The 12810-nt window shown below is 64.1% G+C and carries 7 protein-coding genes; all 7 read right to left on the bottom strand.

What is annotated here, in order from left to right; all coding sequences use genetic code 11:
* Positions 1–37: 37 nt before the first annotated feature.
* The 7 genes from pelG to RQI28_RS06305 are packed head-to-tail and all read right to left on the bottom strand — an operon-like array spanning position 38 to position 12609.
* Complete coding sequence (gene pelG, locus RQI28_RS06335; RefSeq protein ID WP_311221765.1) at positions 38–1411, bottom strand: exopolysaccharide Pel transporter PelG; 1374 nt, start codon at positions 1409–1411, stop codon at positions 38–40.
* Positions 1411–2940 (bottom strand): GT4 family glycosyltransferase PelF, encoded by a 1530-nt coding sequence (pelF, locus tag RQI28_RS06330; protein ID WP_311221764.1) that lies wholly within the window; start codon positions 2938–2940, stop codon positions 1411–1413. Before pelF ends, pelG begins: the two co-directional genes overlap by 1 nt.
* The gene (locus RQI28_RS06325; RefSeq protein WP_311221763.1) at positions 2937–3953 is read right to left on the bottom strand and encodes a hypothetical protein; all 1017 of its coding nucleotides are present in this window, start codon (positions 3951–3953) and stop codon (positions 2937–2939) included. Before RQI28_RS06325 ends, pelF begins: the two co-directional genes overlap by 4 nt.
* Positions 3946–5349, bottom strand: a complete 1404-nt coding sequence (locus tag RQI28_RS06320; protein ID WP_311221762.1) for a PelD GGDEF domain-containing protein — start codon at positions 5347–5349, stop codon at positions 3946–3948. The genes RQI28_RS06325 and RQI28_RS06320 overlap by 8 nt, the downstream gene beginning before the upstream one ends.
* A gap of 13 nt (positions 5350–5362) precedes the next feature.
* A complete protein-coding gene (locus tag RQI28_RS06315; RefSeq protein WP_311221761.1) occupies positions 5363–5914 on the bottom strand; it encodes a penicillin-binding protein activator LpoB in 552 nt (183 codons plus the stop codon).
* Between the two features lie 13 nt (positions 5915–5927).
* Positions 5928–9905 (bottom strand): tetratricopeptide repeat protein, encoded by a 3978-nt coding sequence (locus RQI28_RS06310; RefSeq protein WP_311221760.1) that lies wholly within the window; start codon positions 9903–9905, stop codon positions 5928–5930.
* Positions 9865–12609 (bottom strand): bifunctional glycoside hydrolase 114/ polysaccharide deacetylase family protein, encoded by a 2745-nt coding sequence (locus RQI28_RS06305; RefSeq protein WP_311221759.1) that lies wholly within the window; start codon positions 12607–12609, stop codon positions 9865–9867. The genes RQI28_RS06310 and RQI28_RS06305 overlap by 41 nt, the downstream gene beginning before the upstream one ends.
* Positions 12610–12810 lie beyond the last annotated feature (201 nt).

Raw genomic sequence — 12810 nt, 5'->3', positions numbered from 1 at the left:
CCGTTGCCCGCGTTGCGTCCACCGCCACCTCTACCGTTTACTGCAGCATGAAGGTTTCGTATTCCAGCCGGTTGAGCTGGCGCGAGAGCAACACCATGCCGGTACATAGCGTGATGAGCGTGGCCAGCGTGAAGCCGTAGCCATACAGCGCCGCGCCTGCATGCATCGTGAAAGCGGTCAGCAAGATGTTGAGCAGCACGAATTCGAGGCACAGAAACAGCACGATGCGCCGCTGATCAAGATAGAAGAACACGTTCAGGATGGCCATGAGGCCCACCTGCAGCCCGGCGCCGATCACCTGCACGTGCAGCAGTGGCAGGTACAGGCGCGATATGCCGAGCCAGTCCAGTAGTGCAGGCCCGGCCACGAAGGTAATCAACACGGCCAGCGCCTGGATCTTGCCGATTTCGGCCAGCCCTTGCTTGATGGAATACACCATTTCGTCGCGCATGGTCTCGATGTATTCGAGCGAGCCGCCGCTGCGCACCGCGTCGTAGAACTTGTCGTAGTACTCTACGAAGTCGGTCTCGATGCGCACCAGGAACACCGCCATGCCGGGAATGATCGACAGGTAGGCGAGGAACACTGGCAGGTCGTAGATCAGCGAAGCACGCAGCGCACCGACGATGGGCTGCGAGGTTGGCGGAAAGTACCAGAACATGAACTTGTCGGCCCACACCCCGAAGTTGTAGAGAAAGCCGATGGCCATCAGCGACGGATAGAGCAGCTTGCGCTGGCCGAAGTCGAACGCGATGAGCCGGCCCTTGGGGTTGAACTCTCGCACCACCAGGATCCACATGCCGGCCAGCAGCACGTAGTTGCCGAGCACGAACCCGCCCAGCAGGCCTTCCAGTCCCCAGGGGCGCATCAGCAGGGCACTCACCACGATCAGCACGTAGGCCAGCGCGAACAGTCCCACGATGGCCTTGTAGCGCTTCATGCCCGACAGCAGGATGGTCAGCACCCAGACGTCGCACATCAGCGTGAAGCCGGCCAGCATCAGCATGCGGTAGAGCAGGCCCAGGTTGGGCAGCAGCACGAAGAGCGCAAGCGTGCCCAGCACACCGGCCGCCAGCGTCACCACCAGCATCAGTCCGTGCAGGTTGGGCAGGATGAGGTCGCGGCGCTTTTCGAACAGGCGATCTGACACGAAGCGCGTGAACGCCAGCTGCACCAGCCCGGTGAGGATCAGGCTGCCCGCGACGAGGTAGGTGACCGAAGTCTGGAACTGCGTCACCAGAAAAGCGGGCACCACCACGCTGGCGCTGAAGATACCAATCAGCAGAATGCCGACGATGGAAAACACCCACGGCCCTGAGCCGATAACACCGGCGTAGGCATAGGCCTGCACCAGGCTCACCAGCGTGTTCTTGCGCAGCATGCGCCGCAGTTCAAATCCGATACCGGCCATCAGTGCGCTCCCTGCGTCTTCTGGAACGCGTTTTCGTACACCGCGCGGTAGCGCTCGAACATCAGTGTGTCGGTGTAGTACCGCTCCACGCGCGCCACGGCGGCGCGGCTGGCGGCGTGCCAGGCATCGGCGTCATTCAGCAGCGACAGCGCAGCATCGGCCAGGCGCTGCGGGTCGGCAATCGGTACCACCTTGCCGGATGCGCCCAGCGCCCGATCTTCGTCGTCGAGCCCTTCCACCAGCTGCCTGCACGAGCCCACGTCGGTGGATATGGTGGGCACACCCGCCGCGTAGCCTTCCAGCACCACCAGTGGCAGCGCTTCGCTGATGGACGAGAGAATCACCAGCCCGATGCGCGGCATCAGGTCTTCGACCCGTTGAAAGCCCAGAAACCGCACGTTCTGTTCCAGCCCCAGGCTGCGCACCAGGTTCGCACACTCTTGCGCATAGGCCGGGTCTTCCTCGGTCGGCCCGGCGATCCAGCCTTCTGCCGCAGGCACTTGGTTCACCACCCGGCGCATGGCGCGAATGAAGGTCTTGATGTCCTTGATGGGCACCACGCGGCCGATCAGGCACAGCACCGGCGGTATCTCGGCTGGGCGCTGATCGCGCAGGGCTGCAAAGCGCGACAGCTGGATGCCGTTGGGGATGTTGAAAGTGCGAGCGGGCAGCGCGCCATCTGCGATCTGGCGCTGCCGGTTGGCTTCGTACAGCGCGATGATCGGGTCGGCGGAGGCATAGCAGAACTGCCCCAGCCATTCGAAGAAATGGATCCACATCTGGCGGAAGTACGACAGCTCCGTGGGGTCGCGCTGGAAGATGTTGCGGTTGTCGCGGATCCACTCGCTCTTGAAGAGGTCGATTTTGCGTTCCTTGGTGTAGATGCCGTGCTCCGACAGCACCAGCGGCGTGCCCCGAAACTGCTCCACCATCGCGCCCAGGCAGCCTGCATAGCCGGTGGAAGCGCAGTGCACGATACGCACGGGAATGAGCTGCTGCGCCACGCGCGCCAGCGTCCAGAGCGGCTGGTACATGATGCGCACCGTCCAGAAGTAGTCGACAAACGAAGGGTCGGTGCAGTGGTTGCGATAGCCCTCGCAGATCAGGTTCCATGCGCGCTCGCCGTAGAGGAAGTCTTCCAGCTGTAGGCGCCCGCCCGGCTGCATCTCACGTGCCATGGCTCGAAAGGCGCCCATGGCTGCATCGCGGTCGCCTGACTCAATGGACGCGAGCAGCGACTTCACCATGGCGAAAGCGGCTTCGTCACCGCGGCGAGAGGCCGGTTGGGTGCCGCTGCTCAGGTGGTCGTAGAGAAAGTGTTCCTCGTAATGCACCACGTTGGGCGGCAGCTCATACTTGAATTGGGTGTAGTCCTCGCGGCGGCTGCCCAGGAACACGATGGCGAAGCGATATTCCGGGTACGCCCGGATGATCTGGTTGATCCAGCTGGAAACGCCGCCGCTGATGTAAGGGAAGGTGCCTTCCAACAGCAGCGCGATGTCGGCCTCGGCGGCCTTGGGCAGGTTCATCGCGCGCTCCAGTAATCGACGACCGGCCTCAGGCGCGGCAGGGCAGACCATTGGCTGAGCTCTTGCAGCAGCTGGCGCGTGCCCTGGTAGTCACGTCGCTCGAAGCACAGTTCGGCCTGATACGGCAACACACGGGTGGCGGGCAGGCCCAGGTCGCGGGCGCGCACGTATGCGGCGCCAGCGTCGTCCAGGAACCCGGTCTCGTGCAGCAGCCGGCCACGGCGCAGGTTCAGTTGCGGGTTGTTTGCCTGCTGCGCCAGCACCAGGTCGCAGTAGCGCAGCGATTCCTTGATGGCGTGCTCGCGCAGGTCACCCTGCACCAGCTCCTGGTAGACCAGCTCCCAGTACAGGTCGGACAGGCGATGCGCCGACTCGACGGTGCGCGGCCCTGATGTGCCATCGCCTTCTTCCTGCTGTGCCAGGCGAAACGCGTCCATCTCGGAATCGATGGCGCGGTTGATGCGTTTTTCCAGCGTGTCGAGCATGCCGTAAGCCAGCAGGCGCAGATCTTCGCTGGGGTCGCTGAGCACGGTGCGCAGCAGGGGCGAGGCCACCCGGCCCGACACGTACTGCAGTGCCACCATGGCCCGCAGGCGCGTCTGCATGGGGGCATTGCTGTTGCCCAGAAACGACCGCAGACCCGCCTGCCGGAAGCTGCCCTGCATGCGTTGGTGCAGATCAAACTCAGGCAACTGCAACGATTCGAACTCGCCCTGCGTGGCGGGCGAGCGGTAGATGCGCAGCAGCACCACGGCCAGCACCGTACCCACGAAGCCCACGATAGGCACGCCATAGCTGAAGGCGGCCAGCAGCCCCAGCACGGGCAGGCGGGGCTTGGCCTGCTCGCCCGACATCAGGGGCAGCAAAAAGAGCGACAGCATCAGGCTGGCCAGGCCATGTACCAGCAAGTAGCTGAGCAGTGCCGCGTCCGAATGACCATGCAGCAGCAGCGGCCCGGTCCATGCGCCCAGTTCCAGCGCCAGCGCGGACAGTCCGAACTTCAGATTAAGCATGTGCCAGGGCGTGCAGTCTCTGCAGCACGTTCAGTGGGGTGTCGCTGGCCAGGGGCACGATGTGGGGGAAGATGCCGGCCTCTTCCAGCGGCTGGCCGCTCTTTTGCATCGACCAGTTTTCCAGCCGGCTGATGTAGCCCTCGGCTGTAGCGGCATCGCCCAGCGGCATCAGCATGGCCAGCACCTGGCGATCCGACCCGCGAATCAGCCAGCTTTCATCCAACTCCCGCTTCAGGCGTTCGATTTGCGCTGGCAACCCCTTGTCCAATGCACGCGGTAGGCATTCAAGCGCGACGATGACGCTCGGCACGTTGGTGCTTTCATGGATGTGGGCAAGACGCTGGGCTTCGAAGGCAAAGTCGGGTGGGCAGTCGGGTAGGGCCTCGACAATGGGGCGAGACAGCGTCTGTGTGGCCAGCCCATCGGTGTAATAGCCCAGCAGCAGGTTGATCGTCTGCAGGTTTTCGTCCTGCAACGAAAAGAACGGCATGTCGTCGATGACGAGCAACCCGTAGATCTCGCCACCCAGGTCCAACAGTGGTGCCGCCGCCAGATACCGGCTTTGCTGGCTGTGTGCCACGGCCTGGCTGATGTGGCACAGCCGCCGGGTTTCCAGCGCCTGGCGCACCAGTGGGTCGCTGGGTACCAGCACGGTAGGGGCGCCGATGCTGGCGACCGCTTCCGGATCGAGGTCGTCACCGCGCACGGGGTAGAGCACGGCGGATTCAATCTGGCAGTACTGGGCCAGCAACCGCAGCAGGACCTGTGCGCCGTCTTCCGGGGTCTGATCCGGCGAGCCAATGCTTTGCAGCGTCGACAGCGCATCGCGCATCGACATGGGCCTGCCAATCAGTTCCTGTTCCAGACGGTCGTGGGAGAGCCGCAGCAGGTAGTACTGCCGAACCAGGTGCTCGAGCCGTTGGTCCAGGTAGAGCTGCACGTTTTCCGCGCGCCGCGTCCGTGCCTGCCAGAGGCTGGAGAACTCGCCCACCAGCAACACCAGGATGAGGCCGCCCAGAAAGTAAGTCTGGGGAAACTCGTCGTAACGGCCCACGTTGATCGCCAGCCACGCCAACAGCAGCACGCATGCACTGCCCAGGCCGGCCAGGGGGCCATATCGAAGTGCGACGATGACAACGGCCAGCCAAGCCCACGGAAAACCGGAGTCGATCCACAGCGGGTCCTCTGGTTCCCAAAGCAGGCCAAGTGCTATGGCAATCAGCGGCAGCAAGACCATTTCTAGCAGCGTGACCCATGGCCGGGCGTCGGTCACAGCCAGCTTGCCCAGCAGATTGGCCGGCAGGTGCGTCTTGGCCTTGCTCTTTTTCTGCTCGGGCATCGCCGTGCTGCCGACGGAGCGGCGGCGAGCGGAGGGCGTCATCGTCTCGGGAGCCATGGCGGGCTGGCGTTCAGCGTGCGCCGGACAGGCCGGAGTCGAGCAACTGACGGATCAGCTTTTGCGCGACGGCGGAGAGGGCTTCACGGCTCCAGCCGCTCTTGCCGCCTGCACCGCTCCACAGCGTGTTGCCGGTGGCGACATCCACGATGCGCAGCGTGACGCCCGCTGCAGGCTCGCCGTCCACGCCGACCTTGTAGCGCCACTCGTCCACGGCCCCGGTCAGTGCGTACTTGGCCTGTTGGCTGCGCGCCCACGCCAGCACTTCTTCCTGGCGCTTGGCATCGCCCGAATCGAACAGCGCTTCCTGTTGCGTGCTCACGGGATACCGCTGCACACGGCCCACGCCTCTGGTGTGCAGCAGTGCCTCGGCAATGGCTTCGGCGCGGTTGCCGGCCAAGGGAGTCTCGGTGTGATTGGCAAACGGCAGCACCACCCAGGTGGCACTGGCTTCCAGCGCCGGTGGCTGGCCCCGATCTATCGTAGAGCAGGCGGCCAGCAGCAGAAGCGCGCCGCCCGCGGCGATGGTTTGAAGGCGTTGCAGGAGAGTGCGGTGATAAAGCATGGTGGTCCTCTCGTTAGAAATGAAGTCGGTAGCTGAATTGCAGTTCGCGCGTCAGGCCTTGGTTCTGCACACCCGACTTGCCCAGCCCCCAGCTGAGGCGGATGTGGTCGCCGCCAAGCAAGCTGCCGGCCAAGCCAGCCCGCAACCCATACCCAGGGCCCTGCTGGCTGTGCCAGGTACGGCTGACGCTGGCGAAGGGGCGTATCGCACGGGTGTATTCCTGCTCGTAGCGCGTGTTGGTCGACAGCTGGATTCCGTAGAACTGGAAGTTGTCGGGCAGAAAATAGTTCGGACCAATATCGGTGACCGAAGGCGGCAGATAGCGTCTGAACCCCTGATCGTCCGGTGACAGCGTCTCCAGATCACGGCGTTTGTAGTCATGGTTCGACCAGAACGCACCGAACTGCAGCAGTGGTGCCTCTTGCCGGTAGGTGTGGGTGTAGTTGACGGAGGTGTGCTGGCCGCTGCCCAGATTGCCGCCGGTCTGCAACTGGTAGCGCTCGGCCCACTGCGAGAGAACGAATTCGTCCTGCCGAGTGGCCTGGTAGCGCAGGCTCAGGCCGACACGGTCCTTCATACCGGCGATGCGCAGCGCCAGGCTGTCCTGGCTGGGCAGATCGCTGCCCACGTCGAAGCGCCAGGACAGCCGGTTGTCGATACGCTGTTCGTGTTCGATGGCCAGCGGGGTGTAGGCGCGGTCGCTCTCGCGCCGGCCAGCCCGGAAAATCGTCTCCCCATCGCGATGGCGCCAGTGCAATTCCGCGTCGATGCCCCGCTCCTGCGGGGGCTGGAACACCGCTGTGTCCGACGTGGCCCAGCGGCGCGTCTGGATGAGGTTCACGTCCAGCGACAGGCGCGGGCTGAAAGCCAGGTGCAGCACGGCTTCGGCTTGCGTCTCGCGCATGCCCGCTAGATCCTGATAGGTCAGCTTCGTGCCGGCATGGTCGCTGAATGCCAGCAGGCTCTCCGTCAGTTGCAGGTGCAGCGGCTGGTCGTCGTGCTGGTCGTTCTGGGTTTCGAAGGCGGCCGTCTGCGCCAGGCGCATGTCGTTTACCGCACGTGCGGCATTCACGCGGTCGTAGCGGGGCAGGCGTTCATCGAATTCCTGCAGCAGCTGACCGGCGGCAGTCTTGTCGTTCTCGGCCAGGGCCAGCGTGATCTCGGCCCACAACGGCCGGTTGGCGCGCACGCCCTGAGTGCGGGCGTACTGTTGCCAGAGGAACCCGCGTTCCGCGCTGTACTCGCCGGCATCCTGCAGCCAGCCGATGGCGGTTTCGGCTGCTGCGTTCGACAGGCTGCCTGCGGCGTCGCGGTCAAGACGGAGCAATTCGCGCAGCACGTCTACCGACGCATCGCCCGGGCGCTGCGTCAGGATCAACCGCGTGCGGGCAATGCGGCGGGTTTGATCCAGTCCTTCTTCCGTGAGCCAGCGACTGCGTGCCTGTGCGTTCGTAAGCCTAGGGCTGGCGGGCTGATCCTGCTGCCGCGTACCCTGCCATTCCTGCGCCAGCAGATGACGGCGCAGCCTCCAGGAGCGGTCGGTCTGCTGGTTCTGATCCAGCGCATCCGCGTAGTTCATGAGCCAGAGGAAGTTTTTCTCATTGCGCTTCAAACGCGGGGTGAGGTACCGGTCGAGCGCGACCTGCGGCAGCGAGAGTGCCTGGTAGGCTGCAGCAAGCGCGTCATGCAATTCGTTGTCGCCAGCCCAGTGGCGCTCGCGCTCGGCCAGCAAGGTGCGCAAGGACGTCGCATCGTTGCCGTCAATGAACAGCCATAGAAGTGCCTGCCTCATCGCAGCGGAGTCGGGGCTGACCCGCAAGCCTGCCTCGAAATAGCGGCGTGCTTCTGCCGGCCGGCCGTTGTTCTGGTGATAGAGGCCCACCAGACGCAGGAACTCGGGCGATTCCGAGAGGCGCGACAGCGACCGCTTCCGCGCTTCAGGCCTAGCATCCAACTGCACCAGCAGCGATTCGACGCCATCCCAGCGGCTGCGATTGGAATAAAGGTTCAAAGCTCCAATGAAATGGCGCGGATCGTCGAATCGCAGCCAGGCCTGCTCGGATACCTTGGCCGCTTCCAGGGGCTGCTCGGTCTGCAGCAGGCGGATGAGCGCGTCGTAATCGGAGATGTCAGCATCCTCGCCTGCCGCCAGCTTGCGATACGCGTCGATCGCCAGACCCTGGCGTTGGCGCATCTCGGCCAGTTGGCCCGTGAGCCGCCAGTAGTCCGTGGCCTCCTCGGGGCGGGGTGGCTGGCGCTGTGCGGCCTCCAGCCACTGCAATCCTTCTTCACCGCGTCCGTGGGTCAGCGCCAAAATGGCAGCCGGCATGGCCCGTGCGGGCGTCACCTCGGTGGGGGTGGAAAGCAACTGCCGCCATGCGGCCAACGCCACCTCGGGCCGACCCGCGCGGTCCGCGAGTTGGGCCAGCAGCTCCTGCAGTCGCGGGGTGCGGGCGTGCTGCTGCAGGTAGTCGATGGCCGGTTGTGGCTCCCCCAGGCGCTCGTAAGCCGCCACCAGTTCGCGCACAAGGCGGTCGTCGTCAGGCTTGCGCTGCAACTGGTGGCGCAGCGCCAGCACCAGTGCGTGGTCATCGAATTGCCCGGGTGCAATGCGCAGCACGGCCTGCCACGCTTCTTCGCGTTGGGTCTTGCGTGCGAGGTAGAGCCAGTTTTCCAGCGCAACTGCGGGGCGCTGGGTCCAGTCGGAGACGCGCGCGAGGCGCTCACGCCAGGCAAGGTCGTCCGGGCGTTGCTGAACGGCGGCGTTGGCGACCAGCCATGCGTCTTCCTGCTTGCGGTTTTCCAGGAAGACTTCGTAGCCCAGGGTGTAGATCTTGTCGTCGAAAGGCAGCTCCGGCCCGACGATGTTTCGTGCGGAGCCGGGCGTCGCCTTTGCCGCCGCCGCGCGAAAGGACCATTCTGTCTTGGCCGATGGTGCAGCAACGTTGAGCGAGGGCGGGCGCAGCAGATAGGCTCCGTCGTCGTACCCCTCGCCGGCTGAAGGGAGTGCTGCGGCGGTCTTGTCGTTCAGAGTACGCAGCAGGGCCGGGGCCGCTTCTGGCGTGTCCAGTGCCGCCAGCGCCGCGATCGCCTGTTCCGGCCACTGTGGCATCAGCGACAGGCGCAGCAGCTTGCGAACGAATCGGTCGGCCACATCGGGCCGCCCCGCTGCGCGCGCCAAGTTGGTCAGCATCAACAGCGTCTCGCGGTCATCAGCGAGGCTACCCAGTTCGCGCTGGGCCAGTTGCAGTGCAGCCAGGGGCTGATTGCCCGATTGCAGAGCGCGAACGCCCGTCTGGAAATAGGCCTTGGCCTGCTGGGCATCGGGCGTGATGTTGCGCGCCAGCATGTACAACTCGGCGCAGCCGATGTAATCGGACTGAGCGAGTGCTTCTTTCGCTGCGCGTTCGTAGAGTTGCGCGGCTTTTCGTGGATCGGGCTCGGCCTGTGCCAGCCTGCGGTTCAGTTCAATCCCTACGGCCGGCTCGTTGAATTGCGCGGCCAGGCGCGCCAGCTGGATTTGTCGATCCGTAGACCAGGTCTGGGCTGCAAGTGACTGCAGTTGTGCACGCAACTGGCCGCGCATGGCCTCGCGGCGTACCGGGTCGGTTTCCGGCGTGCGCACCCATTCGGCATATGACAGCTCCCACAGCGCCCATAGTGCGTCGCGCCGGAGTTCTTCATTGGAGGATTCCAGCGCGGGCTGCAGCGTGGCACGGGCGTCCAGCACATCGCCTTGTGCGATCTGGCGTTGCGCCAGCAGCAGGCGCAGGCGCGGATTGTCCGGGTCGCTGCGCAGCAGGTTGTTCAGGTAGCTCACCGACAGAGCGGTATCGGTGGTGTCGGATAGGCGACGTTCCAGATCCTGCCGTGGGTACAGCAGGACCAGCGCACCACCGACCAGCAAGGCCAGCAGGGCGATCAGCCAGACGGGCGCCAGTACGGGACGCTCAGCGGGCTGGGCAGAGGATCTGGATGTGCGCAGCAGCATCTTGCAAGCGGTAGAAAGCGGTAGGAAAGGCGGAGTCGGTTGACCTGCGGCGGTTAGGCGCCAGTGCGCGGCCATTGGCCTGGACCTGACAGCCGTCGGTATCCGCGAGCACGAACTCCACGGGGTCAAAGCCCTTGAAGTCGAAATCGGTCTGGCGGCCGGCGTCTTGCACCTTCCAGTTATCCAGCCGGGCATTCGCTTCTTGCAAATACGGTTGGCGCCCAGATGCCGCCTCTACCGTGTCTGCCGGCGTGGTCTTGAGCCATGCCCGTCCGCTGGACAAATGCACGTAAGGCCCTTCGACGCCCATGTTGTAGCCCGCCACGTTCTGGCTTGCCTGCATGGCTGGCGTACCCAGCGACAGCGGCAGCCGCAGCGTGCGCAAATATCCTTCGCCCCGAACCCGCCACCCATCGCCGTCGCGGGCGATGGCGTAGCCATGGAAGTCCTGCACCTTGCGAATGAACTCGGAAGCGAACACCGGGTGCAAAGGCTGCCCTTGTGACCAGCGATACACCTTGTGCAGCGCGTTCAGTCCGGCCCGCTTGCTGGCCGAATAGACGTGGTAGTAAATGTCCACAGGCTTGATGCGGCGCGGTTTTTCCGTCATCTCGAAACTCTCGATCACCCGCTCGAAACCGTAGAAGGGTCCGCGCCACAGGTTCGTATAGATGTTTTCGTTGGTGATGGGCGCATAGACCTGCAGGCGACCGTTCTTGTGTATGCCGTGAGCGCCAATCGCCGTCAGTGATGGGTTGGCGCGGGTGATCGATGTATCGCCACCATTGAGGTTCAGCAGGCCGGCTTCCTGCGTGACGGCCAGCGCTTCTGCGCTGGGGGCGGTGTCACCCGACCACAACAATATTTTGACTGGCTTGCCGGCGGGGGCCAGACGGCGGTTGATGTAATCGCTCGATCCGACGATCTCGCGCCGCAGATCCATGGTGTAGCCGGGCAGGTTCAGATTGATCGCCGCTTCGCCACTGTCGTCGAACACACCATGCTTGACGGTCCGATCCCACAGGAACGGGTGGGAGTAGGTGTGGCTTGCCACCTCGACGTGCGGCAGCCGAAACATGCGGCGTGCGATGTCTTCGAGTTCGGCACTCATTTCGGGGTGCAAGCCGTGCGGAGCCACCTCGGCCTCGATGACCGACATGGTCTGCGGTACACGGTACTTCTCGAAGATCTCCTTGAGCAGCACGCGCGCGGCAATCGGGCTGCCAGGAAGTTCTGCCCGCGAAGGAAAACCATCGCCGTCGACATGCGAGAAAAACAGCCGCCGGCCGTTCTCGGTGGTCACGTCGGGCACCGGCAGCGCAGGCAACGACAGCGCCTGGGATAGAAATGCGAACGGGTCGACCACCCAGCGAAAGTACTCGGTGCCAGGTACGTCCACCAAAGCATAAGGGTCGAGAATGAAGCCGCCCCAGGGCATCAATGCCCCACCCACGCTCGCTTCGTTTCGCTGATTCACAAACTCGATCAGCGGCCGGGCTTTTTTGGACGCATCGGCCGAAAGGTAGACCGGACTGAATGGCTGAACCGGTGGCCGAGGGGCGATTTCAAAGCCCATCATCGGATGCTGCCTGGCAACGCGCAACGCGCCGCGCACGGTATCCGCAGACGACTGGATGCCCAGACGATCGGCCAACGCATCTTCCGCAAGCATGCCGAAACTGCCTATGACGGCCAGCGGCGTGCCTTCTTCCATGCGCGCCTGGATCCAGCGGCTGGTGGTCCGGCCCTCCGCTTCGGGAATGAACCCGGCGAACGATATGACGATTCCGGCATAGCGGTCACGCAGCACGCCCTTGGGCAATGGCTCGCGCACGTCGGCATAGTCCACCACGTAGCCCATGTGGTTCAGAGGCATCTGCAAGAAGCGGTGGGCGATGGAATAGTTCAAGGACGGAGATTCACCGCCGTAGTACACCATCAGCACCCGGCGGGGCATCAATTCGACGCTGCCGATGCCGACGGTCTGCAGATCGCTGTCGGTCACCCATGGGATGAATCCCAGCGCCTTGATCTTCTCTGCCGTCTGGCGCGTGGCGTCGCGGTCATGGGGCGGTACGTAGTCGATGGCCAGTACCGGCAAGCCGTGGGCGTCGTGCACGGTACGCAACTGGCCCAGAAGCCACTCGCGGTCGGCGGGCTTCACCTCCTCATACCGTTTTTCCGTCGCGTTCCAACCGTTGAAAAGCGATTCGGCGGCCACCATGAACAGTTTGTCCTTCACGCGCGGCACGATCTCGAAACCACGGTTCTGGATGAGCCGGATGCCCGGAAAGCGGCTGTGCAGCGTTTCGATGACGCGCACCAGGCCCTGTTGCTGGGCTGCTTCGTCGAACTTGTCGGCCAGGCGATAGGAGTCGAGGGTGTCGAGGAAAAAACCGCGATAGCCGCGGGCCCAGAGCGGCGCGACCACCTTGTCGGCGAAAAAGGCGGGCCAGTCCGTTGGCGTCTGATCGATCACTTCGGAATTCCAGGCGCCGTTGCGGGCCAGCTTCCAGGCCGCCGGGATCTGCCCATAGTAGTTGCGGGTCGATTGCACTTCGGCCACGGACACATAGGCAAACAGCTCGCTGCCCGTGGTCTTGCGGAAGCCGACAGGGTCTTGCCCGTGGTCAGGCTCCACCACGGTGATGTCGAACACCTTCAATTCGGACAACGGCGCCCCCACGCCGTAATGCAATGCCACCGCAGGCGCAGCGTGGCCTGCCGTGGGAAGACCTAGGCATATACACAGCAGAAAAAATGCAATCAGATGGGGCACTGGATTGGTCAGGTAGCAGAAGCTGTGGTCGCGGCGTTTTTCAGTGGGGCAATCGGAATGAACCGCGCACCGCAACTCAAGGTTTGCCGATGTCATACGTAGAACCTATCGGGCAGGCCCATAGTA

Source organism: Acidovorax sp. WCS2018Noco2-16 (assembly GCF_031843945.1).
Taxonomy (GTDB): Bacteria; Pseudomonadota; Gammaproteobacteria; order Burkholderiales; family Burkholderiaceae_C; genus Paracidovorax.
Note: the sequence above shows the minus strand (reverse complement) of the source record. Positions and strands in the feature narration are given on the sequence as shown.